The organism is Streptomyces eurocidicus (genome assembly GCF_002891295.1).
Classification (GTDB): domain Bacteria; phylum Actinomycetota; class Actinomycetes; order Streptomycetales; family Streptomycetaceae; genus Streptomyces; species Streptomyces eurocidicus.
In genome coordinates this window covers 771,199-794,536 of record NZ_LGUI01000001.1, presented here as the reverse complement: position 1 = coordinate 794,536, position 23,338 = coordinate 771,199, and the positions used below count along the sequence as shown (strand labels likewise).

Annotated in this window: 25 protein-coding genes and 1 tRNA gene; 18 read left to right on the top strand and 8 right to left on the bottom strand. The window is 69.9% G+C overall.

Annotated elements, in window-relative coordinates:
* The first annotated feature begins 137 nt into the window (after positions 1-137).
* Positions 138-629 carry an RICIN domain-containing protein gene (locus AF335_RS03520; protein ID WP_102916728.1) on the top strand — a complete coding sequence of 164 codons (492 nt, stop codon included), beginning with the start codon at positions 138-140 and terminating at the stop codon, positions 627-629.
* A 208-nt stretch (positions 630-837) separates the two neighbouring features.
* Here the strand turns inward: AF335_RS03520 and AF335_RS03515 are convergent, their stop codons facing one another.
* Positions 838-1,380, bottom strand: a complete 543-nt coding sequence (locus AF335_RS03515; protein ID WP_102916727.1) for a hypothetical protein — start codon at positions 1,378-1,380, stop codon at positions 838-840.
* A 565-nt stretch (positions 1,381-1,945) separates the two neighbouring features.
* Here AF335_RS03515 and AF335_RS03505 point away from each other — a divergent pair.
* The gene (locus AF335_RS03505) at positions 1,946-3,178 is read left to right on the top strand and encodes an amidohydrolase family protein (RefSeq protein WP_102917024.1); all 1,233 of its coding nucleotides are present in this window, start codon (positions 1,946-1,948) and stop codon (positions 3,176-3,178) included.
* A gap of 86 nt (positions 3,179-3,264) precedes the next feature.
* Entirely contained in the window at positions 3,265-4,188 is a 924-nt protein-coding gene (locus AF335_RS03500) for an FkbM family methyltransferase (RefSeq protein ID WP_102916725.1), read from the top strand.
* 60 nt (positions 4,189-4,248) lie between these two features.
* Here AF335_RS03500 and AF335_RS03495 read toward each other — a convergent pair whose 3' ends face one another.
* The 4 genes from AF335_RS03495 to AF335_RS03475 form a co-directional block, all read right to left on the bottom strand.
* Positions 4,249-4,665 carry a hypothetical protein gene (locus tag AF335_RS03495; RefSeq protein ID WP_102916724.1) on the bottom strand — a complete coding sequence of 139 codons (417 nt, stop codon included), beginning with the start codon at positions 4,663-4,665 and terminating at the stop codon, positions 4,249-4,251.
* Positions 4,662-5,405 (bottom strand): GntR family transcriptional regulator, encoded by a 744-nt coding sequence (locus AF335_RS03490; protein ID WP_146045415.1) that lies wholly within the window; start codon positions 5,403-5,405, stop codon positions 4,662-4,664. The genes AF335_RS03495 and AF335_RS03490 overlap by 4 nt, the downstream gene beginning before the upstream one ends.
* Positions 5,402-5,635, bottom strand: a complete 234-nt coding sequence (locus AF335_RS03485) for a hypothetical protein (RefSeq protein ID WP_102916722.1) — start codon at positions 5,633-5,635, stop codon at positions 5,402-5,404. The genes AF335_RS03490 and AF335_RS03485 overlap by 4 nt, the downstream gene beginning before the upstream one ends.
* Before the next feature lie 302 nt (positions 5,636-5,937).
* Positions 5,938-6,147, bottom strand: a complete 210-nt coding sequence (locus AF335_RS03475) for a hypothetical protein (protein ID WP_102916720.1) — start codon at positions 6,145-6,147, stop codon at positions 5,938-5,940.
* Positions 6,148-6,296: 149 nt separating this feature from the next.
* Here AF335_RS03475 and AF335_RS03470 point away from each other — a divergent pair, with 149 nt between their 5' ends.
* The gene (locus AF335_RS03470; RefSeq protein WP_102916719.1) at positions 6,297-7,052 is read left to right on the top strand and encodes a GntR family transcriptional regulator; all 756 of its coding nucleotides are present in this window, start codon (positions 6,297-6,299) and stop codon (positions 7,050-7,052) included.
* On the opposite strand, the gene AF335_RS03465 is transcribed toward AF335_RS03470, so the two are convergent.
* Positions 7,045-7,803, bottom strand: coding sequence for a glycosyltransferase family 2 protein (locus AF335_RS03465; protein WP_244926892.1), 759 nt, complete (start codon positions 7,801-7,803; stop codon positions 7,045-7,047). The genes AF335_RS03470 and AF335_RS03465 overlap by 8 nt on opposite strands.
* Before the next feature lie 5 nt (positions 7,804-7,808).
* Positions 7,809-8,597: a GntR family transcriptional regulator gene (locus tag AF335_RS03460; protein ID WP_102916717.1), complete on the bottom strand. Its 789-nt coding sequence runs from the start codon at positions 8,595-8,597 to the stop codon at positions 7,809-7,811.
* A 360-nt stretch (positions 8,598-8,957) separates the two neighbouring features.
* Here AF335_RS03460 and AF335_RS03455 point away from each other — a divergent pair, with 360 nt between their 5' ends.
* The 10 genes from AF335_RS03455 (at position 8,958) to AF335_RS03410 (ending at position 16,195) form a co-directional block, all read left to right on the top strand.
* Positions 8,958-9,332 carry a hypothetical protein gene (locus tag AF335_RS03455; RefSeq protein WP_102916716.1) on the top strand — a complete coding sequence of 125 codons (375 nt, stop codon included), beginning with the start codon at positions 8,958-8,960 and terminating at the stop codon, positions 9,330-9,332.
* 87 nt (positions 9,333-9,419) lie between these two features.
* Positions 9,420-9,722 (top strand): hypothetical protein, encoded by a 303-nt coding sequence (locus tag AF335_RS03450; protein ID WP_102916715.1) that lies wholly within the window; start codon positions 9,420-9,422, stop codon positions 9,720-9,722.
* Entirely contained in the window at positions 9,719-11,839 is a 2,121-nt protein-coding gene (locus tag AF335_RS03445) for a cell division protein FtsK (protein WP_228773209.1), read from the top strand. Before AF335_RS03450 ends, AF335_RS03445 begins: the two co-directional genes overlap by 4 nt.
* A gap of 254 nt (positions 11,840-12,093) precedes the next feature.
* The gene (locus AF335_RS36365; protein WP_311775555.1) at positions 12,094-12,231 is read left to right on the top strand and encodes a hypothetical protein; all 138 of its coding nucleotides are present in this window, start codon (positions 12,094-12,096) and stop codon (positions 12,229-12,231) included.
* A gap of 20 nt (positions 12,232-12,251) precedes the next feature.
* Complete coding sequence (locus tag AF335_RS03435; RefSeq protein ID WP_102916713.1) at positions 12,252-12,443, top strand: hypothetical protein; 192 nt, start codon at positions 12,252-12,254, stop codon at positions 12,441-12,443.
* Between the two features lie 19 nt (positions 12,444-12,462).
* Positions 12,463-12,714, top strand: coding sequence for a hypothetical protein (locus tag AF335_RS03430; RefSeq protein ID WP_102916712.1), 252 nt, complete (start codon positions 12,463-12,465; stop codon positions 12,712-12,714).
* A 92-nt stretch (positions 12,715-12,806) separates the two neighbouring features.
* Entirely contained in the window at positions 12,807-13,421 is a 615-nt protein-coding gene (locus tag AF335_RS03425) for a hypothetical protein (protein ID WP_102916711.1), read from the top strand.
* 542 nt (positions 13,422-13,963) lie between these two features.
* Entirely contained in the window at positions 13,964-14,164 is a 201-nt protein-coding gene (locus AF335_RS35350) for a helix-turn-helix transcriptional regulator (protein ID WP_244926891.1), read from the top strand.
* Complete coding sequence (locus AF335_RS03415) at positions 14,161-15,588, top strand: tyrosine-type recombinase/integrase (protein ID WP_102916710.1); 1,428 nt, start codon at positions 14,161-14,163, stop codon at positions 15,586-15,588. The genes AF335_RS35350 and AF335_RS03415 overlap by 4 nt, the downstream gene beginning before the upstream one ends.
* Before the next feature lie 139 nt (positions 15,589-15,727).
* Positions 15,728-16,195: a hypothetical protein gene (locus tag AF335_RS03410; protein WP_146045414.1), complete on the top strand. Its 468-nt coding sequence runs from the start codon at positions 15,728-15,730 to the stop codon at positions 16,193-16,195.
* 204 nt (positions 16,196-16,399) lie between these two features.
* Here AF335_RS03410 and AF335_RS03405 read toward each other — a convergent pair.
* A tRNA-Arg gene (locus AF335_RS03405) sits at positions 16,400-16,472 on the bottom strand.
* A gap of 305 nt (positions 16,473-16,777) precedes the next feature.
* Between AF335_RS03405 and AF335_RS03400 the strand changes: the two genes are divergently transcribed.
* The 4 genes from AF335_RS03400 to AF335_RS03385 all read left to right on the top strand — a co-directional run bounded on the left by AF335_RS03400 (position 16,778) and on the right by AF335_RS03385 (position 23,225).
* The gene (locus AF335_RS03400) at positions 16,778-18,439 is read left to right on the top strand and encodes a dynamin family protein (protein ID WP_102917022.1); all 1,662 of its coding nucleotides are present in this window, start codon (positions 16,778-16,780) and stop codon (positions 18,437-18,439) included.
* Between the two features lie 29 nt (positions 18,440-18,468).
* Positions 18,469-20,829: a YfjP family GTPase gene (locus AF335_RS03395; RefSeq protein WP_102917021.1), complete on the top strand. Its 2,361-nt coding sequence runs from the start codon at positions 18,469-18,471 to the stop codon at positions 20,827-20,829.
* Between the two features lie 195 nt (positions 20,830-21,024).
* Positions 21,025-21,561 carry a single-stranded DNA-binding protein gene (locus tag AF335_RS03390; RefSeq protein ID WP_102917020.1) on the top strand — a complete coding sequence of 179 codons (537 nt, stop codon included), beginning with the start codon at positions 21,025-21,027 and terminating at the stop codon, positions 21,559-21,561.
* A 221-nt stretch (positions 21,562-21,782) separates the two neighbouring features.
* Positions 21,783-23,225, top strand: coding sequence for a Cys-Gln thioester bond-forming surface protein (locus tag AF335_RS03385; RefSeq protein ID WP_102916708.1), 1,443 nt, complete (start codon positions 21,783-21,785; stop codon positions 23,223-23,225).
* Positions 23,226-23,338: the final 113 nt, after the last annotated feature.

Sequence of the window (23,338 nt, the reverse complement as noted above, 5' to 3'; positions counted from 1 at the left end):
GGGCAAGTCGCACTTCAGGGGCTGATGGTTGCGCCGCCAGCACAAGCACTCCTGGCGCGCGCAGCAATCGGCGATACCTCTGACGTTCCAGGTCACTCATCCGGACCCCCTCCAGCTCTCAGGAAGAGGAATACTCGGTGAAGAAAATCGGCAAGCTTATCGGGCTCGTAATGGCCGCACTTGCAGCCATCTTGCTGACCCCTAACGTCAGCCTCGCCATCAATCAAAACGACACCACTCTGGTAAATAACTGGAACTGGAAGTGTCTGGAGATCGACGGCTCGAGTCAGAGCAACGGCGCCCGGGCTCAGATGTGGAACTGTGCGGGGCAGGCCGGGGCTCGGTGGAAGGTTCAGGGCGACAACGGTGCGTACCGGATCATCAACCGCAACAGTGGGAAGTGCTTGGAGATCGCGGACTCCCGCACAGATAACGGCGCGCCCGTCCAGCAGTGGTCTTGCGGGGACCGGGACACCCAGCGCTGGAAGTTCGCGAGCAGCTACATCTACAACGTGAACAGCGGCAAGGTCATAGAGATCGACAACGGCAGCGACGCCAATGGCGCCCGCGTTCAGCAGTGGAGCATAGCCGGTAAGACCTGGCAGAATTGGAGCTATGGAAACAACTGACCCGAAGGTCGCATGAGGGCGGGAGCCCCTGCAGTGGGCAGGTGAAGCAGTGCTTCGCTCAACTTACTGTCCGGGGCTTCCTTTTACGTAAGCCATTGTGTCTAAAGGAATTTATCCAGCCGTCGCCGTACGGCCCTTACATCAGCACGCTGCGACCTTCCCCCTTGGCGATGGGCCACGGCTAATGTCGGGCTCGTTAAGGAGGCGGTCAGGAAGGAGGGAGGAGTAGGTCTCGGTCGGGGTGCTGCTCTCCCGTGACTCTGCCGCTCACGCCGAGGTCGTCGCGGGCCGCATCATGGAAGGTGTTGATCGCGCGGAACGACGCGCGGTTGCGCTCGCGCCACTCCTCCAGGCTGCCGGCGATCCTCCCCAGTGCCTGCCAGTCCACTTCGAGGGTGATCGCGTTGAGGGCGTGGGCGGCCTCGACGACCTCGTCGCCGCCGAGGAGCATGATGCGTTCGAAGGCGCGACCGCGGAGGCGGGCTGTTTCCGTCATCTCCGCCTTGATCTCTTCCTCGGTCCGTCGGCTCTCCCGGAGGCCCGTCTTGTGCTCGTACAGCTCGACGGCGAGAAAGATGCAGGTCCGGATCAGGTCGATGTAATTCGCGTAGGCGTCGAGCTTTCGGTCATCCCACCGAGTCAGCAACTGGTGGTGCTTGCGACGGCGCTCGGCCAGCGCGTTGGTCAGGTGGGTGGTCAGAGCGCCGAGGACCACGGCGGCGACCGTGACGAGCTGCTCGACGGCGCCCACCCCGGCCCTCCAGAAGTCAACTCCTAAAGATGTCTAGAGGATCTTAGGAGTGCGGTGGGCCCCTGTAACGGGGTGCTTTCAGCCATCGATGCCGTCGCTGGCGGTCGGAGAAGCTCACCGACGGATCTGGCGGCGAACCGCTTTACGGCGAGCTCCTCATGGGCCATTGGCGTGACGTACGTCACGACGATGGGGGCCGCCCCCGTGGTGAAGGTGCCCCAGGTTCCGATCAACGCTTGGCACACCAGGGTGCCGCCCAGCAGCAGCCCACTGATGGTGATCGCGAGCCGCTGTTCGTAACTGCTCATAATGCCCCCTAGTGATCGTGGGTCATCGAGGCTAAAGGGGGCATTCGCGGCTCGGGGGCGGCCTTCGGAGGATGCCTCAATCGCGGTGCATAGCGGCTCGGTTCCGGGCGCTTGTCTACTCGCCTTCTCGCCAAACTCCTGCCCGTGGGTGGGAGGCGCTGGCCGCTCCGAAACGTCCCTTGTCGTCGACGGGCGCGGGCCGTAGCGTCAATCTGACAATGCATCAGGAGAGTCGGAGTCGGCGAAAGGTGGTGGCCATGGGTGCGAGTGGCGTACGAGAGCTTCCCCGGATCATTAGCGTGGACGATCACGTGATCGAGCCCGCGCATCTCTTCGAGACGTGGCTTCCGCGGAAGTATCGCGACAGGGGCCCGAAGCCCTTCCGGGCCGGTATCGGAGGGTTGCAGTACATCGGAGGGAAGTACCGGTTCACCACCGACCCCGGCGGTCAGATCACGGATTGGTGGGCCTACGAAGGGCAGGTCTTCCCCTACAAGCGCGTGATCGCCGCCGTGGGATTCTCCCGGGATGAGATGACCTTGGACGGGATCACCCGTGACCAGATGCGGAAAGGGTGCTGGGACCCGAAGGCGCGGCTCGACGACATGGACGTGAACCACGTCGAGGCGTCGCTCTGCTTCCCCACGTTCCCCCGGTTCTGTGGGCAGACCTTCGCCGAGGCGCAGGACAAGGAGGTCGCGCTCGCCTGCGTCCGGGCGTACAACGACTGGATGGTCGAGGAATGGTGCGGTGAAAGCGGCGGTCGGCTCATCCCTCTGTGCCTGATCCCGCTGTGGGACGTGGACCTCGCCGTCGCCGAGATCGAGCGCAACGCCGCCCGCGGCGTGCGTGCGGTGACCTTCAGCGAGATCCCGACGTATCTCGGTCTGCCGTCCATCCACTCCGGGTACTGGGACCCGTTCTTCGCTGCCTGCGAGGCGACCGGGACCGTGGTCAACATGCACATCGGGTCCTCGTCCCAGATGCCGGCGGCCTCGCCGGACGCACCGCCGGCTGTGCAAGCGACCCTGAGCTTCAACAACGCGATGTCGTCACTGACGGACTTCCTCTTCAGCGGCGTCCTTGTCCGCTTTCCCCGGCTCACCCTGGCCTACAGCGAGGGGCAAATGGGCTGGATCCCCTACGCCCTGGAACGAGCCGACGACGTCTGGCGCGAGCACCGGGCTTGGGGAGGTGTCCGTGGCCTGATTCCCGAGCCCCCGTCCACGTACTACTACCGCCAGGTCTTCTGCTGCTTCTTCCGCGACAAGCACGGCATCGAGTCCATCGAGACCGTGGGAGTCGACAACGCCACCTTCGAGACCGATTACCCGCACGTCGACTCGACCTGGCCGGACACGAAGCAGGTGGCAGCCGAACACGTGGCGGGGCTCCCTGAGGAGGTCGCTTACAAGATCCTGCGGGGGAACGCCATTCGCATGCTGGGCCTGCCCTTTGACGCAGGGCGGGCGGTCGCGTCCACTGCCTGAGGCGAAGTGTGCCGTAGTGGATCACTGGGCAGGCGCCTGCACGAGCAGCTGTGCTCACGTGGACCCTGTGAAGAGGCGGCGATCAAATGAAGGCCCGTACGGCGGAGGCCCTGGCCTCCTTAGGGCACTGGTACCTGCGGCGTGCTCCTGGCACGCTCGGAAAGGCGCCGTTGGCCGCGCGGTACCTGAACCCCTATCTACGCGACCACCCTCGTCGCCGTGTCACGCAGTCCCGTTCAGTCTCCAGGTTCGCGGTCGACACGCAGGACCTCATCCAGCGCTACATCTACATGTTCGGGACCTGGGAACCGCACATGACCCGGTGGCTCAGCCGGCGATTACGGTCCGGCGACACCTTCATCGACGTCGGGGCCAACATCGGGTACTTCAGCCTGCTCGCCTCACAGCTCGTGGGCGAAACGGGCGGCGTAGTGGCCATCGAGGCTTCCCCGCTGTTCCACGAGAAGGCCCTCGCGCAGGCTCGGCTCAATGGCTGCGAGAACGTGCGCGCGATCAACGCCGCCGTATCGGACGTCAGGGAAGCTCTGACCTTCACCCTCGCCAGCTCCCGCAATATGGGGGCGAACAGCATCGTCCCGTACGACGGGCCGGCCGAGTCCACCTTCGAGATGCAGGCGCGTCCGCTGCCGGAGCTGCTGACCGAGGCGGAGATCGCCGGCGCGCGGGTGATCAAGATAGACGTGGAGGGCGCGGAGGGCAGCGTCGTCCGCGGGATGGTTCCGATGCTCGACCGGCTTCGTCCGGACGTGGAGATCACCGTCGAGGTGACCCCGGAGCGGATGGCGCGACTGGGCGACTCCGCTGACGAACTGCTCGCCACCATGAAGGAACACGGCTTCCACGTGTACCGGCTCGCCAACGACTACTCCCCGGCGAGCTATCCGGCAGCGCTGCGTGGCGCCCCCGCGGTCCCGGTGCGGTGGCGCGGCCCCGTCGTGGACGAGAGCGACCTCGTCTTCTCCCGGGTGGACGCCGAGACGCTGCCCTGAAAGCAACGCGATGCGGCCCCGGCTCTGATGAGCCGGGGCCGCATCGCGTTCAGGGGGGTACTACTCCGCAGGATGCGGAAGTGCGGTCAGCGTCGCCGTCAGCTCCAGAGCCAGCAGCCGGCCCCTCTCCCCACTATCCGGACCCGGCTCGTCGGGGTCCGGCGCCGGTAAGCGAGCGCCGCGACTTTCCGCGACCCGTAGGACGTCGCTCAGCGCATCGGCAGCCTGCTGAAGCGCGGGGCGGAGACGCCGGCAGCACGCGGCCGGGTCCGCGAGCAGCTCCTCCACGTCCGCCAGGACGTCGGCCCCGATGGTCATCTGGGCGGCCTCGACGCTGTCGGCGTACCGAGACATCACTCCGCGGCTGTCCGCCGAGCTCAGGAAGCACGGCTTTCCTTCAGGCGCGTCCCACGGCAGGAGCCGCAGGTCGAGATCACCGTCGTTCGGTTCGGGCGCGAGAGCTTCGTCGTTGGTCATCCCACTGCCTCCATGGGCTCGACGTGCGTGCGGGTGGTGAAGACGGCCTCCGCGCGGTCGCCGGGGAGTGCGAGGAGCGCGCCCTCCACGATCTGCCCGCTGAAGTCGGTCGACGTTCGTTCGACTGCCAGCACGGGTGCCGCGCTGCGGAAGACCTTCCTCTCTTCGGTGCTCGGGAGCCGTGAGGCGACGCGGTCGACCGTGGACGCGACGTGCACCCCGGCCTCGGCGAGTAACGACCGCACCTCGTCGCCCCACGGCGACGGGTCCACCACCGGCCCCTTGAGCTTCACCACCCTTTGCGGAACGTAGAGGCGGGCCAGGCCGCGTACGGAAGTCCCCAGCACGCTGACGTACTCGAACTCGGTCAGCAGCGCGCCGCGTCGGACTTGCAGGAGCGCGGACAGGCCGTCCGTCGCGCTCACCGTGCGGACCTCGGCACTGACCTGCATCGGAGGGCTCTCCGCCGCCCGCCGGCCCACGGCATGCCCCGCGCTTCCGTAGACGGCGCGCTCTTCGGGCCGGCGGACGAAGTTTCCCCGGCCGTGGAGCTTCTCGACCCTTCCTTCGGCCTGGAGCACTTCGAGCGCGATCCTGATGGTGGGAACGCTGACCCGGTAGCGGATCGCGAGTTTCGCCTCCGACGGCAGCGGCTCGTCGACCACGTACTCCGCGCACTCGATGCGTCGCCGCAGGTCATCGGCGATGGAGTGGTAGTAGGCGGCCATTCCCCGGTTCACCGCCTCTCGACGGCCCGCAGGGCGGACAGCCGGGTCGTGGGGTCCATCGTCAGACTCTGTCCCGTGCGGAAGCGCAGGCCCTTCGTCTCGTCGGCCATGTCGATCATGCCGACCACCGTGAGCCCGCGGCCGCCGACGTCGATGACGTCGCCCGTCCGGACCGTCTCCCGATCGACCTGCACGCGGACGTAGCGGTGCGTCCTGTTGGACGTGACGGTGTCCCTGATCATCAGTGAGCCTCCGCCATGTTCCAGTGCTGGCAGGCCGCGTTCGGACGCCAACGAGCCTCGATCTTCAGCCGGTCGCGTTCGCCTTCGGCCGTGACGTACAGGCGGACGAGCGCGGTCTCCTCGGCGTGGAGAAGCTCCGTGCACCACCGGGGCCGACGGACGGTCGTGGGCGGCGGCGCCGTCTGGCCAGCGGCTGGGTGCTCCGTCGGCGTGTGCCGGGGACGCTGTTCCACAATGGGAACGAATGGTCGCCTGGTCCAGGCGGCGATTCGGCGGATAAGGTCCAACACGTGATCAGCTCCTCACAGCTGATTGCCGTGCCCCCGGGCGGCGTTGGCTGTCGCGGGGGTTTCCCTGTCGATGGCGGCCCACGCGATGCAGCCGCTCCGGCCGTTGACGAGTCCGAACGAGTCGGCCGTCTCCAGCACCTCTAAGAGCTCTCGCCACACCTCGGCCGAGACGGGGTCCGGGACCTTCGTCTCGATGTGGATGTGGTTCTTCCGGTGCCTCACGCGCGGAGTGAACCCAGCAGCCGTAAGGCGTTCGGCCATGTGGTCGGCGCGTTTTCTGCATGCGGCCACAAGGTGTTCCTCCGTCGCCACGGGATCACAATGCGTGAAGCTAGTTAACTAGGATAGGGCTAGTGGACTAGATTTTCCATATGCGTGAGCAGCCGCCTTACCTCCGCGCCGCTGACCTGCTCAGACAGCGCATCGCGGATCAGGAGTGGGCCCCGGGCGACCGGCTTCCCTCGCGTGCGCAACTTGCGGAGGAATGCGGCGGCGTGGGCGAAAACGTCATTCGCCGCGCCCAGGAACTTCTCATCTCGCAGGGCGTCTTGGAGGGCCGGGCCGGTTCAGGGACATACGTCGCCGAGCCGCGCGAGCGTCTGCGCGTGGTCCGCTCTCAGGTCCGTGAGCAGCGGGGCGGATCGCCCTTCGCCGCGGACGTGTCGGCGCTCGGCAAGCGAGGGACCTGGGAGAGCAGCACGGAGGCGAAGCTCCCCGCCCCGGCAGAGATCGCCGCCCGCCTCGACATCGCCGAGGGGGACCTCTGCGTCCGGACCTCGTACGAGTTCCTCGTCGACGGCAAGCCCTTCCAGCTCTCGACCAGTTGGGAGCCGTACGGCATCACCGCCGGCACGCTGGTGGTCCTGCCCGAAGGCGGACCCCACGCCGGCAAGGGCGTGGTCGACCGCATGGCGGAGATCGGCATCACGGTCACCCGCGCGGTAGAGCAGCCGGAGCCCGGAAACGCGACGGCCGAGGAGGCGACCCTCCTCGGCGTGCAGCGGGGCGCGCTCGTCACGCGCATCCAGCGGACGTACTACAGCGACGACGGGCGACCGGTCGAGACGGCGGACATCGTGATGCCCGCCGCCTTCGGCGCCATCGTCTACGAAGTGCCCGTCAGCTAGTCGACGGGTAGTTCCAGCGGTAGTAAGCGAGCGCCTGCGCCCGCGCCTCCACGACGGCCATGCGCGCATCGCGCTCCGCGGCGTCCGTGTGCGCCGCCTGCCCGGTCGCCTGGCCAGGCCACTTGCGGTAGAGGAGCCCCACGTCGCGGATGAACCAACCGCGGCTGACGGAATCCAGGGCAAGGAGGAGTCCGGTGTCCTCCGAGGCCGGCAGTGCCATCCAGCCGCCCAAGGCGAGGAGCAGGTCGCGGCGGACGCACAGCGTCGCCGGGTGCACCTGGGCGCGGTAGTTGTGTGCCCGCCAGTGTTCGAGGACGGCGCCCCGCTCGACCGGCCCGTCCTCCGGGTCCTGGTCGAAGCCCAGGGTCGAGCCGTCGGGGAGCAGATCCAGGACGCGAGACGTGGTCCAGCTGATGCTGGGGTCGCGTTCGAGGATCGCGATGTCGCGGGCCAGGGCGCCGGGGGCGAGCTGGTCGTCGGCGTCCAGGATCTTGACGTACTCGCCGTCGGCGTGGGCCAGGGCCATGGTCCGGGCGACCCCGGGGCCGCCGCTGCGGCCCTGCCGGAAGGTCACCCGCTCATCGGCGGGGACGAACGGGGCGACCTCGTCGGTCTTCCCGTCCTCCTGGATGACCCAGTGCCACTCCCATCCCTCCGGCAGCTCCTGGTCGCAGAGCGACTTGAAGGCGTCGTGCAGGTGGTGAGCGGACGGTGCGTGCACAGCCGTGACGATGATGATGCGCCGCTGCACGGCACTCACCACCTTTCCAGGGGAGTGGTGAAGAGCATTTCCGTGCGGTCGCCGGGCAGCGTGATGTCGGAGAGCTCCACAACGCGGTCATTGGTGTCGTACGAGGTCTTCCGGAGCAGGATCACCGCGGTTCCCGGCGGCAACTCCAGCTCTTCCGCCTCTTCCGGTGTCGGCGGGCGGGCCGTGACGTGCTCTTCGATGCGGTCGAGCTCGATCCCGACGGTGAAGAGCTGGTTCTGCGTGCCCCCGGGCCAGGGCTCCTTGGCGCTGTCCAGGAGATCCGGGTTCTCCGCGACCAGGTCGCGGACGAGGTAGGAGGTCACCAGGGCGAACGGCGCCCGCTCGGCGGCGTACCGCGTGCGGTACGTGCGCTCGACGAGGACCTCGCCCTCCGGGACGCCGAAGGCGTCCGCGACGTTCTTGCCGGCCTTGATCTCGCGGTAGGCGGCGTGGAAGACGAGGTCGTTCACCTGGAGCCCGGTGTCGTGCTCGGTGGCGCCGGTCTTCGCCCTCAGCGGCTCGGGTTCGCGGGCGCGACCCTTCTCCCACTGGTGCCTCGTGTTCGTGCGCAGCACCGCGGTGCGGGCCTGGCGGACGAAGTTGCCGCGGCCGTGCTGCTTCTCGATCAAGCCTTCGTCGCGCAGAAGCCGGAGGGCCTCACGGATGGTCGGGACGCTCCGCCCGTACTTGTCCGCGAGCGCGGTCTCCGAGGGGAGCCGTTCGCCGGGCTTCAGCTGACCTGCGCGGATGGACTCCCGGATGCCATCCGCGATCCGCTCGTACGCCTTCGCCATCGTGCCCACCGTCCTCTTGCACTGACCGCGCTCAGCATACGACTCCTAAAGAGGACTTGACGACTTGATGAGAGCCGCGTCATAGTCTGAGCAACTCCTAAAGAGGACTTGAGGAGAAGACCTCTTTAGGAGTGATGACGCCTGGAGAGCCTCGGCTCGATGGAAGCGCCAGTGCCTTGAGAACTGCACAGAGTGCCTGGAACGAACGAGTGTTTTTGATCTCCGGTGCCGCCGTGAGTCGTTGGCGCCGGAGGTGATGACCACTCGTTTTCGAAGCGACCGGTTCCGGGGAGAGCTCAGCCCCGTGGCCGAGCCCGCGCCCCGTGCCGGTCCCCTGCCTCTGCTCCCGAAGGGGGACCAATGAAGTTAGCCATCGGCGATGTTGTTCAGGGTCATCACGAGGTGGCCCTCGGCACCGTGGCCGGGATCACCGACCACGGCGACGGCAAGCTCGTCGTGGTGCGAGTGCCCGGTGGGGGCCTCCGCCTCCTTGACCCGAGTGCTTTGACCCTCGTCGCCCGCCGCGCGGTGCCGACGACGCCCGGCCGCAGCGTCGCGGCCCTGATCGTCCTGGGCATCGCCTTGATCGCTGCCCTCATCGGCTGCCGGTCGGCCGAGGACCTCGGTGCCGACTGGTTGCTGACCGTTCTCGCCGGCCTCGGAAGCTACAAGGCCGTGGTGATCACGTACGAGTGCTGGCTCCACCTCACCGGCCCCCGCCGGTTCCGCGTCTGAGCGCGCTCCGGCCAGGGGCGGCGGCTGACGGACCGAGCGGGCCTGCCGCCTCTGGCTCTCCCATCCCGTCCAGGATCTGGAGAGGCCATGCGTACGTACGTTGTCCACCAACCTGGTGCCGAGGTGGTGGAGTCAGGGGCATCCGGCGGCGAGGAATCGCAGGGCGCGGATGCCGAGGACTTCAAAGAGCTTTTCCTCGGGCGTCCCGGGGAGTCCGCTGAGGAGCGTGCTGCGCGTACGTCTGCCGCCAGCGATGTCCTGGAGGAACTCCAGGATCAGAGCGAGGCTGATGAGTTCGCCCTTCTGAACGCGCGTTACGCCGCGAAACTCAGCAGCGTCGCGGCGATGAGGAACAGGGTTCACACGCAGGCGGGGAGGGGCGTGTCTTGAGCGACCAGCCGGCCGATGTGTCCGGGCCGGACCCCGACCACTCCGCAGACCCGGCTGCCCCCGGCCGGCCCGCGCCCGCGCCCCCGGCCGAGACCGTTGTCGTCGACCGCCCGTACGAGCCTTCGAGCCCCGGCCTGGCCGAACGGGCGCAAGGCGCGAAGCGCCGTCCGGTCATACCGGCGTGGGCGAAGTCGCGTCGGGAGTTCTGTGCCGCCGGTAAGGGCGTCGCCGCCTACGCCTGGCACGTTTCCGCGTACCACGCGGTACGTACGCCCTGGTACACGGTCCGCCTGGCGCTGCAAGCTCCTCGCGGCGCCGCCCGGTTCGTCGGTGGCTCCCTGCGGTGGGTCGCGGACGCCGAGGGCGAGCCGTTCCGGCAGTCGGCGGCGGCCAACGAGGACATCAACAAGTACCTTCAGCTCTCGCGCCAGAGGGACCGCCGTGTGCGCTGGCGGGCGACGGTCGCCGTCGTGGCCTCGATCACGGGGCTCACGGTGGCCCTGGCGTTGTACGTCATGGCCCCGTCGTGGCTGCTGGCCTTTTGTGGCTTCGCCATGACGATGGCGGCGGGCAGGCTGGGTCAGCCGGCCGACGCCCCCGTCATCCACCGCGCCGTGGAGATCCCGAAGGCGACCCGGCTCACCAGCGACATCGTGCTCCGGGCTCTCGGATCCCTGGGCATCCCGGCGATCAACCAGGCGCAGGCCAAGGGAGGGGACGGGTTCGGCTTCACCGCCCCCATCACCCGTGACGGCCCTGGGTGGCTGGCCGAGGGCGACCTCCCGTACGGCGTCACGGTCACCGACATCATCGAGCGCCGGGAGAAACTGGCCTCCGGGCTCCGCCGACCGTTGGGAACGGTGTGGCCCGAGGCCGCTCCCGAGGAGCACACCGGACGGCTGAGGCTGTGGGTCGGCGATCAGGACATGTCCCGGTCCAAGCAGCCGGCCTGGCCGCTCGCCAAGTCCGGCACGGTGGATCTCTTCAAGCCCGTCGCGTGGGGTACCGACCAGCGCGGGCGCGAGGTGGAGATCACCCTTATGTACCTCGCGGGCGTGATCGGCGCGATCCCGCGGATGGGCAAGACCTTCCTTCTCCGTCTCCTGCTGCTCATCGCCGCGCTCGACCCGCGCGCCGAGGTGCACAGCTACGACCTGAAGGGAACCGGCGACCTCGATCCCGTCGGCAGCGCCGTCAGCTACCGGCACCGGGCCGGGGACGACGACGAGGACATCCTCTACGCGCTGACCGCCATGCGGGAGCTGCAAGCCGAGCTGCGGCGGCGCACGAAAGTGATCCGCACGCTCCCCCGGGACATCTGCCCTGAGTCGAAGGTGACCACGGAACTGGCGTCGAAGCGGTCGCTCCGGCTGCATCCGATCGTGGTCGGCGTCGACGAGTGCCAGAAGTGGTTCGAGCACCCGAAGTACGGCAAGGAGCTCGAAGAGATCTGCACGGACCTCGTCAAGCGCGGCCCGGCGACGGGCATCGTGCTGCTCCTCGCCACCCAGCGGCCGGACGACGCCAGCTTGCCGAAGGGGATCTCCGCGAACGCGTCGGCCCGTTGGTGCCTGAAGGTCATGAGCCACGTCGAGAACAACATGGTGCTCGGAACCGGCGCGTACAAGCGGGGCGTGCGCGCGACGATGTTCGCCTGGGGTGACAAGGGCATCTGCTACTTCCTCGGCGAAGGTGAGGACGCCCGGATCGTTCGGGCGGTCGAGATCGACGCCCTGGCGGCGGAAGGCATCGCCCGGCGCGGCCGGAAGATGCGCGAGCTTCTCGGCACACTCGCCGGATACGCGCTGGGGGAGCAGCCCGAGGCCGAGCCCGGCCCTTCGTACGATCTGCTCGCGGATCTGCTCACCGCCCTTCCGGACTGCAAGCCGAAGCTCTGGAACGAGGCAATCCTCGTCGGCCTCGCGGAGCTCCGGCCGGCCGTGTACGGGACCTGGACGCCGGAGCAGCTCACCGCGGCCTTGAAGTCGTACGGCATCCGCACCGTTCAGGTGTGGGGCACCACCGAGGACGGCAAGGGCGCGAACCGGCGTGGGATCAAGCGCGCCGACGTCCTCGCGGCGATCGCCGAACGTGACGACCGAGACGCTGCGGCATAGCCGCCGTCGCCGCTAGGTCTAGCGGGGTGGCCCGCTAGACCTAGCACCCCTGCTAGCGACTCAAGGTGCATCTGACCTGCGCGCTAGCGCCTAGCAGCGCTCATCGAGCGCCTGCCGAATCCCACCCGGAGAGGGTTCTGATGGGTTCCTTCCTCAACGCTATGCCCGGCCTCATATTCATCACTCTCTGCTATGCCGTTCTCTGCGCGGCCAGCCCGTTCGGAACCTGCCGGAAGTGCCAGGGCTGGGGCGCTGTGATCCGGCAGACCCGCAACGGACGGCTCAAGCGCGGCCGCGACTGCCGACGCTGCGAGGGATACGGCAGGCGCATCCGCGTCGGCCGCCGCCTCTACAACGCCGCCGTCCGCCTCCACCGCGACGGCCTCCGCTGATCCCTCCGAGGAGCCTCTCCATGTCCTTCTCGATCTCCGCGCTCCTGCTGTTCGGCCTGCTCCTGGCCATGCTCATCCGCTCGAAGGCCGTCGGCATCGGCGGCGCCCTGGTGGCCATCCTCTTCGGCTACTACCTGAGCCGCACCGGCATCTCCGCGCCCATCGACCAGGTCATGGGCGCCATCGGCAACGCCATTCCCGACCTCGACTAGGCACCGGAGGAATCCACCCATGAAAGACATGAAGGAACGGAACGGCTCCTCTTCGTACCGGATCTCGCTCATGGCCTCGGGGGAGCTGCGCGACGCGCTGACCGCTCTCGAAGAAGGCAAAGGGCCGGCGGCCGTCGCCGCGCTCATGGCCATTGACCCCGCCTCGTGGCGGGCGATCGAGCACCGTCTCGCGGCGGTCATCGGCACCGACCTGCGCACGCTTTTACTTCGTGCCGCGGAAGCGGACGTGGAGGCTCCGGCCATCGGCTGACGGCTCCCCGTGCGGGTCTAACTCCACCGGGAGCTGGACCCGTGCGGAGGGCCGGACAGCCCGGCCCGTGCTCCACGAGTGGGAGGACACCCATGTCCCACACCACCCTCGCATGGTTCGACAGCCTGACCGCGAGCGTGTTCGCCTTAGGGGCGGCGGCTCGCGAGACCCGGCTCGCCCGCCAGGCCGCGGAAGTCGCCACCTGGCACATCGACCCGGCACGCCTGCGGGCGGAGATCGGCGACGTGAACATCTGCGGGGAGTACCGGATCAGCCCCCAGGACGTCGCCCTCAGCCAGATCCGCGGCCTGTGCAGGGCCTACCAGAGCGTGACCACCGACCTCTACGAGAACCTCGCGCTCGCCTACGCCTACGGCACGGCCGGCGCCCTGCTCGCGGTCGTCAAGGGCTACCGCCCCAGGTACGTCGAGCTCCGCCGCGACCAGACCGAGCACTACGACCTCCCCGACGAGCCGCTCCCGGACTTCCGCGGCGACCTCGGCAACTGGTCCGGGCAGCGGCGCCTGGCCCTGTTGCGTTCCCACGTCGGCGCCCGCTGGATGGACCGGTACGCCGGTCGGAGCGAAGGCGGCCTCGCCGGCCTGGCGGACTGCGCGTACGCCTACGGCGAGCAGGCCGAGATGGCCCTCCACCACCAGCTGCTCACCGCCTGCCCGGCGCACGGCACGCCGGAGGTGGAACAGTGACCACCGGATCCCACGCCGCCGAATCCACGCACGCGTACGCGACCGCCCCCGGGATCACCTCGGAGATCACCTGGGTGATCCGGCACAGCATCCCGCGCCTGTCCGACGACGAGCGGGAGTTCTGGCTCCGTAAGGCCGCCGTCTTCGACCGCATGGCGCTCGCCGAGGCGGCCAGGTTCGCCCCGGAGGTCGCCGCGCCGGCCGCCGAAGCCGCGGTTCAGGTCGCGCGACAGCTGATCGAGTACGACGTCGCGCGCAACGGCCTGAGCTCAAGGCGGCCGAGATCGTCACCGCTGAGAACTGCCTTACGTACGTGCGCGACGAGTACGTCAAGTGGAGTCAGGACCAGCTCCACTGACTTCGCCCGGGGCAGCGGCCATCCGCCAAAGAAGCCCGCTGCCCCGGCCTCCCCATCCCGTACAGGATTCAGGAGGTGCCACCAGGATGCACCACAGCGACAACTCCCCGCTGCCTGGGGCCGATGGAACCCCCGACGTTGCCTTACCCAACCCCTGGGCGAGGGCCCGTGGAGAGGGGGCCCGGTGACGAACCGTGCCCGAAAGGGTGGCGACAAGCTGACCGTCGAAGAGCTGTGCGAGGAACTGCGCATCGCCCGCTCGACCTTTTACGACTGGCGCCAGAAAGGGCGGGCCCCGCGCTGCCTGCGCCTCCCAAATGGAGCCTTGCGCATTCGTCGGAGCGATCTGGACAACTGGCTCACCGACTGCGAGGACCACGCATGACGGGCCGGTCCTTCAGAGTCCGCTTCTACGACACAGAGGTCTACGAGGGAAAGCGCGGCACCACCTACACCGTGCGGTGGTCCGTCAACGGCAAGCGATGGGGCGAGACCTACAAGACGAGTCCCCTCGCCGATTCCTTCCGTGCCACGCTCCTCGTCGCCGCGAACAACGGTGAACCCTTCGACATGGAGACCGGCAAGCCGGTATCGCACGCCGTGCCGGCTGCTGAGACCACCTGGTACGAGTTCGCCTTGGACTACGTCGACATGAAGTGGCCCCGCATCTCGGCGAACAACCGTAAGAACACCGCCAAGACCCTCACCAAGGTCACCATCGCGCTGCTGCGCAACGAGCCGAAACAGTTCAAGCCGGTCGAGGTGCGCAGGGCCCTGCGGGAGTACGCCTTCAACAAGCTTCGTCGAGACGAAGCTCCGCCTCAGGTCCGCACGGTTCTCTCCTGGGTCCAGCGCAACTCTCTGCCCATGAGTGTCTGGGAAGACACCAAGCACGTGGATCGCGTCATGCTCGCGCTCAGCACACTCCTGGACGGAAAGCGCGCCGCCGGCAGCTCGGTCAACCGCGAGCGGCGCATCCTCAACGTGGTCATCAAGTACGCCATCCGGCAGAAGATCCTGAAGATCAATCCGCTCCCCAAGGGCAAGGACGAGAACGCTCCACCTAAGGTGTCCCAGGCCATCGACAAGCGGTCTCTCCTCAGTCCCGCCCAAACGGCCCGGTTCTTGGCCTGGATCGCCGCGCGCCCGCGCACCGGCTACCGCCTCCACGCGTTCTTCGCCACCCTCTACTACGCGGGCCTGCGTCCTGAGGAAGCTGTGGCCCTGCGCGTCGCCGCCGCCACCCTGCCGGAGTCAGGCTGGGGCGAGCTCCTTGTTCACACCACGGAGCCCGAAGTCGGCAGCGCCTGGACGGACGACGGTGCGGTCCACGAGACTCGCGACCTGAAGGGGCGAGCCGATGGCGACACCCGCCCTGTTCCGGTCCACCCCGCTCTGGCCGCGATCCTCCGTGACCTGATCAAACGGGACGGCCTCGGGCCGGGTGACCTCCTCTTTCCCGGAGAGAAAGGCGGCCTGCTCTCCGGTTCGGTCTTCCGCCGCATCTGGCGCAAGGCCCGCAAGGAAGTACTCACCCTGTACGAGTTCGAATCCCCCCTCGGGAGGCGCGTCTACGACCTCCGCGACACCTGTCTGACCACCTGGCTTAACAACCAGATCCCACCAGCGCAGGTCGCAGAGTGGGCCGGCAACAGCGTCCCGGTCCTGCTCGCCACTTACGCCCGCTGCATCAACGGCCAGTTGCCGGACCTCCAGAAGCGCATCGAGGGCCCTCAGCAATTGCCCACGGTGGGTTTGGGCCCGGCCTCTCCGACTGATGGTCCGGAAAGTTCGGCAGCTGGTAGCTGAGGGGCCGTCCGAGGGGTTGGTAGCCCAACCCCTCGGGCGGCGACGACGCCCCGTACGTATCTGCCGTACGGGGGAACACACAACAGGCATCGCCCTCAAGCGCACGGCCCCGGCGCAGTCAGTCGTGACAATCGCGGTCATGACATCGATGACGGAGACGTTCCGCCAGGCCCTGCAGAATGCGTTGGCCGGTCGCGACACAGTCAGTATCCGCGGCACCCTGATCGAGCTACTGGGACGGGATCCCTACGCGGGGGAGGTCTCGGCAGCCCATAAGGCGGCCCGAAGGATCGCCGAGGACGGGAAGGCGGTCCTCATCTCCCTGCTCCCTGATCAGGTCGGCGCCGACGCCTATGTGCCTACGGCCCGTAGGGCTGGGAGACGGGCGTCGAAGTACCTGACCGTGGACGAGAAGATCATCAAGGACTTGCCCTGCCGGGTCGAGCTCGCCACAGAGAAGTGGGACGCGCTCATCGACGAAGGCATGCGGCTCACCCAGCAGGAGATCGAAAGCGACCCGATGCTATCGATGTTGCTGCCAGGCTGGAAGGCCGAACCGCGTGCCGAGGAACGGGCCCGCCTCTCGGCAGGGACAGCAGCCGGCTGACCCCTGTAGCCGCGCGAAAACTTCGGGAGGTTTTCGGGAAGAACACCCGCCGAGAGCCGTTCGAGACCGGCTCCAGCCGGACGCAGCCGGGGACCACCTACTCAATTGAGTAGGTGGTCCCCGGCTCCTGCTGTCTGCGCCCCGTGTCCTCTGACCAGCAAAAACGCCCCTCCCGGCAGGGAAGGGCGTGCGACATGGAGCGAGCGCCCCCGGCAGGACTCGAACCTGCGGCCAAGCGCTTAGAAGGCGCCTGCTCTATCCACTGAGCTACGGGGGCCGGTGTGTGCGGCGGTCGCGGACGGCTGAAGCCCCGGGCTCGGTGGTGCCGTGACCTTGCCGGGGACAAGGATAGGGCTCCGCTCACCTCGTCCCGGTTGCTTCACCTCCGTGCCACGATGTGGAGGTTTGGTGAAGCGGTCCTGATAATCGCAGGCAGGTACGAATCTTGCATCGTTTTTTACGCATCAGGCGACGGGTGTTGTGTACTCGTTATGCCTGAGCAACATTCGCCACGCCTCGCGCGCCACGGGTCATACGCTTCAAAATCACCACAGAATTGGGCATTCTGCACCTGTGGCGACCTTGGACGTACGGCCCCGGCTGCTCGACGCGCTGACCGCACTGCGTGATCGTGTCGAAGCCGCGCGCTTCCCGCTCCCCCTTCCCGGCGCCGCCCGCGCCCGGCGAAACCGCGCCGAACTCCTGGCGCAACTCGATGACTACTTGGTGCCCCGGTTGTGCGCCCCCGAAGCCCCACTGCTCGCCGTGGTCGGGGGCTCGACCGGAGCCGGCAAGTCCACCTTGGTGAACTCCCTTGTGGGCCGGCGGGTCACTGAGGCAGGGGTCCTACGGCCGACGACCCGTACGCCTGTGCTGGTCTGCCATCCCGACGACCACCACTGGTTCGCCGGCACCCGGGTGCTGCCCGAGCTCCGCAGGGTCTGGGTCCCCGCCCAGGACACCACCGCCCCCGAGCCGCACGCCGCGGGCGAGGCGAACGGCGGTGCGGAGGACGGCCTCGACGCGGACCTCGACGCCGACCCGGACGCCGGGAGCGGCGAACCCCCGGCGCTGCGCATCGAGACCGACCGCACCCTCCCGCGCGGCCTCGCCCTCCTCGACGCGCCCGACGTCGACTCGCTCGTCGCGCGCAACCGCGAGCTCGCCGCCGAGCTGATCTGCGCCGCCGACATCTGGGTACTCGTCACCACCGCCACCCGGTACGCCGATGCGGTGCCCTGGCACCTGCTGCGCACCGCCAAGGAGTACGACGTCACGCTCGTCACCGTCCTCGACCGGGTCCCGCACCAGGTCGCCCTGGAGGTCTCCCGGCACTACGGGGCGCTGCTCGCCGCCGCCGGTCTCGACGACGTGCCGAGCTTCACCATCCCCGAACTCCCCGAGTCCGCCGGCGGCGGCAGCGGACTGCTGCCCGCCACCGCCGTCGCGGGGCTGCGCGCCTGGCTCGACCAGCGCGCACAGGACCCCGCCGCCCGCACCGTCGCCTCCGCCCGCACGGTCGCCGGGCTCCTCGCCTCGCTCCGCTCCCGCCTGCCCGCCCTCGCCGCCGCCGCGGCGATGCAGCACGCGGCCTCCGTAAGGCTGGTCCAGCGCGTCGAGGACGCCTACGGGCGCGCCTCCGACCGCGTCGGGCGGGAGATCACCGCCGGCGAGGCACTGGCCGGCGACGCCCTCACCCACTGGCGCGGCCACCCCCACGACAGCACCGCGGACGAACTGCTCACCGCGCTCACCAGCTCCCTCGCCGCCCTGCTGAGCTGCGCGGTCGCCGCCGCCGACGAGGACATCGCGACCGCCTCCAACGGCGACCCCGCCGCCGGGACCGTGCTCGCCCCGCGCGACCCGGACGGTGCCGCCGGCCGGATCGGCGTCGCCGTACGCCGCTGGCGGCGTTGCCTGGAGGAGATCGCGGAGGAGGAGGTACGGGCCGCCGAGCGCGGCGCGGGCATCGACCCCGACCGGATCGGCGCCCTGCTCGCCGTCTCCCTCCTCGGCGGCCGCCGGGCCCGTGGCGGAGCCGGGGAGGGCCTCGCCGAAGCCCTCGGCGCCCAGGGCGTCCTGCGGCTCCGCGACCGCGGCCGGCGGCTCCTCGGCGACTGCGTGGAGGACGTGCTCGACGCGGAACGGGACCGCCGTACCGCGCCCCTCGAAGCCTTCGACGTCACCCCCGATCACCAGGTCGACCTCATCGCCGCCCTGTCCGTACTGCAGAGGGAGAGGTGACCACGGTGCCCCAGGCCGACAGCCACGACGTGGACGTAGCCGACAGCCACCCGTCGGGACCCGCGGCCGGTCCCGGCGACGGCGGTGCGGGCGCCCGTGCCACCACCGGCGCCGGTGGTCGTCCGGACGACGGCTCCGAGGGCCCCGGCCGCCCGCGCGAGCGGTCCGCCGAGCCCGCCGGGCCCCGCCCGGACATCGACGCCGAGGCCCTCCACCGCGCCTGGGACGACGGGCTGATCGCCCGCCGGGCCCGCCCGGAACGGACGCCCCGGCAGGCCGAGGCGCAACCACCGGTGAGCGCGCCCCCGCGCCCGCAGACCGCGCCCGAGGCCCGCTCCGCCGGACCCTGCCTCGGCACCGTCCTGCGCCGCCGCCTGGACGCCCTGCGCGAGCTCGTGGGCCTCTCCAGGGCCCGGCTGGACCGGCGGACGCTCGCCGAAGCCGGTCACGTCCTGGAGGAGGCGGCCGCGCGCCAGCGGCTTTCGCTCGACCTTACGGTCGTCGCGCTCGCGGGAGCCACGGGCAGTGGCAAGTCCACGCTGTTCAACGCCCTCGCGCGCACCCAGCTCTCCGACACCGGTGTGCGCAGGCCGACCACGTCGGCCCCCATCGCCTGCGCCTGGACGGACCGGGCCGACCGGGCCGACGGGCTCCTGGACCGGCTCGGCATCCCGCCCAGATCGCGCCGCCAGCCCGTCCGCCCGTACGACCCGGGGCTGCACGGGCTCGTCCTGCTCGACCTGCCCGACCACGACTCCGCGTCGGTCGGCCACCGCGAACAGGTCGACCGGCTGCTGGCCCTGGTGGACGCCGTGATCTGGGTGGTGGACCCGGAGAAGTACGCGGACGCGCTGCTCCACGAGCGCTATCTGCGGCCGCTCGCCGGGTACGCCGAGGTGACCTTCGTCGTCCTCAACCAGATCGACCGGCTGTCGGAGGACGCCGCCGACCAGGTGCTGGACGACCTGCGACGGCTGCTCGACGAGGACGGGCTGGCGCTCGGCGAGCACGGTGAGCCGGGCGCCACCGTGCTCGCCCTCTCCGCCCTCACCGGAAAGGGCCTGGGCGAACTCAGGGAGACCCTCGCGCAGTTCACCGCCGCGCGATCGGTCGCCGAGCGGCGGCTGATCGCCGATATCGACGGCGTCTCGGCGCGGCTGCGGCCCGCGTACGTGGCCGACGGGCGGCCCGGGCTGACGGACCGCGCGCGCCAGGAGTTCGACGACCGGCTGGCCGAGGCGGTCGGCGCCCAGGCCACCGGCCTCGCGGCGGAACGCGCGTGGCTGCGGGACGCCGAACGGGCCTGCGGGACGCCGTGGACGGTGGCGCTGCGGTGGTACGGACGGCAGCGGACGGCGTGGCGGGGCGGCGGGCCTTCGGGCGGTCCCGTGACGGGCACGGGCACGGGGACGGCTACGGGTACGGGGACGGCTACGGCTCCGGGGACGGCTACGGGCCCGGTCGGCGGTACGGGCCCGGCTGCGGGGGGCCGTACCGGGACGGAGTGCGCGACCGGCGGGCGGCGCGCGATCGGGACCGGGTATGCCACGGACGCCGGTGTTCCGGCCGTGTGCCGCACACCGGAGGGCGATCCGGGGGCCTTCGCCGGGGACGCGCTCCTCCCGGACGGTCCCTCCGGACCCTTCCCCGACGCCCGCGCCGAGGACTTCCCCGGTGCCGCGACCGCCGTCGCCGCGCGGGAGACCCCCGTTCCCCGGCCCGCCGCCCCCGCCCTCGGCCATGAGCCGTCCTCGCGGCGCACCGTCTCCCGCCCGCTCGTGGAACAGGCCGTACGGGCCCTGGCGTACGAGGCGTCCGCCGGGCTGCCCGACCCCTGGGCGCGGGCCGTGCGCGAGGCGGCCGGGCGCGGCGCGGAAGGGCTGGCGGACGCGCTCGACGCGGCGGCCGGCGCCCTGATGGCGAGCGGCCCGGCCGCGACGGGACGCGGACGAGGGGCGCGCGGCGGCTCCGGACGTACGGGGTCCGGTTCCGGGCGTACGGGCGTGTGGCGCACCCGGGGCGGTGGGGCGCCCCGGGTGGTGCGGCCCGGTTGGTGGGCCGTGGCCGCGACCGCGCAGTGGGTGCTCTCCGCGCTGCAACTGCTGGGTACGGCGTGGCTGCTGGGGACTCTGTTCGGGGTGTGCGCCGGGGAGTGGTGGATCGCCGGGCTGGTTCTGACGGGTGGTGGGGCGGGTGGTCCCGCGCTGGAGTGGGGGTGCCGGGTGGTGGCGCGCGGGCCGGCGCGGCGGCACGGGCTGGAGACGGAGCGGAGGCTGCGGAGCGTGGCGGCCGGCTGCGGCCGGGAGCGGGTGCTGGAACCGGTCGCGGCGGAGCTCCTGCGGTACCGGGAGGTGCGGGCCCAGTTCGTGATCGCGGCGGGCGGTGCGTGAGCCGACGGGCCGCGCGGCCCGTGGGTGAGGTCCGTGCGGGCCTCCGCCGGCACCGGTAGACCCTTGTGGGTGGTGGCGTTGTCCACAACTTTCCGCCCGTCCACAGGGCCCGGCGAAGTCCCGCCGATGACGGCAGCATGAGTGCACGTCAGCGAAGGCGGCGCGAGCCGCGGGACGGCGGGGGAGGCGGTCCGGATGAACGAGACAGTGGTGACGGTCGTGGGAAACGTCGCGACACAGCCCGACTTCAGGGAGGCGGTGAACGGCTCGGCCGTCTCACGGTTCCGGCTGGCGGCGACGGTGCGCCGCTGGGACCGGGGCAAGGAGGAGTGGGCGGACGCGTACACCAGCTTCTACACGGTGTGGGCCTGGCGCGCGCTCGCGGAGAACGTGGTGGCGTCGGTGACGATCGGTGAACCGGTCATCGTGCGGGGGAAGTTGCGCATTCAGGAGTCCGAAGGGCGGGAGGGCGGGGACGGGCGCCGGCTGTCGGCGGATATCGACGCCGCGTCGATCGGCCATGACCTCGCGCGGGGCACCTCGGCCTTCCGCCGGGTGTCGCCGGCCAGACCGCTGCCGATCGAACCGGTGCGGATGGTGGGGGCGGCACCGGAACGGCCGCCGGAGCGACGGCCGGGACGAACACCGGGGCGAGCGCCGGAACCCGTACCGGAACCCATGTCGAAACCCGGGTCGGAACGAGCACCGGAACCGGTCGTGGAACCGGCTTGAAATGGGGGTTTTGCCCCGGCGATTTATCGATAATGCCAGGTCAGGTGGCGTGCCAGGGTAACGATTCCGATTCGGATCGGTTGAGCAGTGCCCTGAGTGGGGATGATCACCAGCTCGCTCTTTAAGATCACGTTCGCAGCACGTGGCAACGGGGGCGTCTGAGTTTTGAGTTCGCTGGCGAGGCGCATCGACTGGTTCTGCGATCGCCCGGAAGGAAATCGATGATTTCTGTCATGAGGCGGAGGGCTGTCCGCTGTGCCGCGGCGGCGCTGGTGTCGGGCCTGGCCGCGGTGGGAACGATAGCCGCGGGAGACCCGGCGGCGGCGGACGACGCGCCGCAGAGTCCCGGTGGGGTCACCGCCACGCTCGGCAGGATCACCGCGGGCTCCGGGGCCGTCGTGCACGACCGGCGCAAGACCGGGGAGATGACGGCCGGCCTCTTCGAGATGAAGGTCGACGGCGGCGGCGCCCTCCAGACCTACTGCGTCGACATACTCACCAACACCGTGGACGGCGCGCGGTACAAGGAGGTGGGCTGGGGCGAGTCGTCCCTGCACGCCAACAAGAACGCGGGGAAGATCCGCTGGATCCTCCAGCACTCCTACCCCCAGGTGAACGACCTCGCCGCGCTCGCCAAGGACGCCGACACGGGCACGCTGAACGCCGACACGGCCGCCGCGGGCACCCAGGTCGCCATCTGGCGCTACTCCGACGGCGTCGAGGTCGACGCCAAGGACCCCGCGGCCGAGAAGCTCGCCGACTACCTCTACAAGAACGCCCGCGACACCGACGAGCCCGACGCGTCGCTCAGGCTGACCCCGTCGGCGGTCTCCGGCCGGTCCGGTCAGAAGCTCGGCCCGGTCACCGTCCACACCAACGCCGGGAGCGTCACCGTCACCCCCTCCGGCGACGCCGCCGCGAAGGGCGTGCGGATCGTCGATAAGGACGGCAAGCCGGTCACCTCCACGGCCGACGGCGGCGAGCTCTTCTTCGACGTGCGGCCGGGCGTCCGCGACGGCTCCCTGTCCCTGCGGGCCATGGCCGCCACCAAGGTCCCGGTCGGCCGCGTCTTCATCGGGGACCACACCACGACGCAGACCCAGATCCTGGCCGGTTCCAGCGAGAGCACGGTCTCGGCCTCCGCCACCGCGACCTGGGCGACCAAGGGCGCCATTCCGGCCCTGTCCGCCCGGAAGAACTGCCCCAAGGGCGGCGTGGAGGTCACCGCCGACAACCAGGGCGACGCCCCCTACACCTTCGAGCTCGACGGCGCGAAGCACACCGTCCCGGCCGGCCGCACGGAGACGATCTTCGTAAAGGTGGCCGAGGACCAGGCGTACAAGTTCACGATCAGGGGCCCGCACGGTCTCGCCCGGACCTTCTCCGGGATCCTGGACTGCGCCACGGCGGAGACCGGCGCGGCCGCCACCGCGGACGGCGGCGGGGCCGGCGGCACCAAGGCCACCCTCGCCTCCCGGATGAGCCCGGCGTCGACGGGCGGCACGGGCAAGGGCACGGTCAACGCCTCCGTGGACGGTGACCTCGCGGTCACGGGCGGTGGCAACGCCAATCCGAAGTTCACCGGGATAGCGATCGCCCTGATCGTCGTCGGCAGCGGCGCGGTCTACCTCCTGCGCCGGGAGAAGGCGGCCTCCGGGGAGTGACCCCGGGATCCGGCCGGGGCCGGTGATCGAATCCGCTGATCACCGGCCCGCGGCCGCCGCGGGCCCCTCGAACGGGCGGCCGCGGGGCGCGGACGGGAGCGAGATCGTCGGCG

Bases quoted from the DNA above. Each gene is read 5' to 3' on its own strand.
- AF335_RS03505 (WP_102917024.1), top strand. From the start codon at position 1,946: ATGGGTGCGAGTGGCGTACGAGAGCTTCCCCGGATCATTAGCGTGGAC.
- AF335_RS03500 (WP_102916725.1), top strand. From the start codon at position 3,265: ATGAAGGCCCGTACGGCGGAGGCCCTGGCCTCCTTAGGGCACTGGTAC.
- AF335_RS03495 (WP_102916724.1), bottom strand. From the start codon at position 4,665: ATGACCAACGACGAAGCTCTCGCGCCCGAACCGAACGACGGTGATCTC.
- AF335_RS03485 (WP_102916722.1), bottom strand. From the start codon at position 5,635: ATGATCAGGGACACCGTCACGTCCAACAGGACGCACCGCTACGTCCGC.
- AF335_RS03470 (WP_102916719.1), top strand. From the start codon at position 6,297: ATGCGTGAGCAGCCGCCTTACCTCCGCGCCGCTGACCTGCTCAGACAG.
- AF335_RS03460 (WP_102916717.1), bottom strand. From the start codon at position 8,597: ATGGCGAAGGCGTACGAGCGGATCGCGGATGGCATCCGGGAGTCCATC.
- AF335_RS03455 (WP_102916716.1), top strand. From the start codon at position 8,958: ATGAAGTTAGCCATCGGCGATGTTGTTCAGGGTCATCACGAGGTGGCC.
- AF335_RS03450 (WP_102916715.1), top strand. From the start codon at position 9,420: ATGCGTACGTACGTTGTCCACCAACCTGGTGCCGAGGTGGTGGAGTCA.
- AF335_RS03435 (WP_102916713.1), top strand. From the start codon at position 12,252: ATGTCCTTCTCGATCTCCGCGCTCCTGCTGTTCGGCCTGCTCCTGGCC.
- AF335_RS03430 (WP_102916712.1), top strand. From the start codon at position 12,463: ATGAAAGACATGAAGGAACGGAACGGCTCCTCTTCGTACCGGATCTCG.
- AF335_RS03425 (WP_102916711.1), top strand. From the start codon at position 12,807: ATGTCCCACACCACCCTCGCATGGTTCGACAGCCTGACCGCGAGCGTG.
- AF335_RS03415 (WP_102916710.1), top strand. From the start codon at position 14,161: ATGACGGGCCGGTCCTTCAGAGTCCGCTTCTACGACACAGAGGTCTAC.
- AF335_RS03410 (WP_146045414.1), top strand. From the start codon at position 15,728: ATGACATCGATGACGGAGACGTTCCGCCAGGCCCTGCAGAATGCGTTG.
- AF335_RS03390 (WP_102917020.1), top strand. From the start codon at position 21,025: ATGAACGAGACAGTGGTGACGGTCGTGGGAAACGTCGCGACACAGCCC.
- AF335_RS03385 (WP_102916708.1), top strand. From the start codon at position 21,783: ATGATTTCTGTCATGAGGCGGAGGGCTGTCCGCTGTGCCGCGGCGGCG.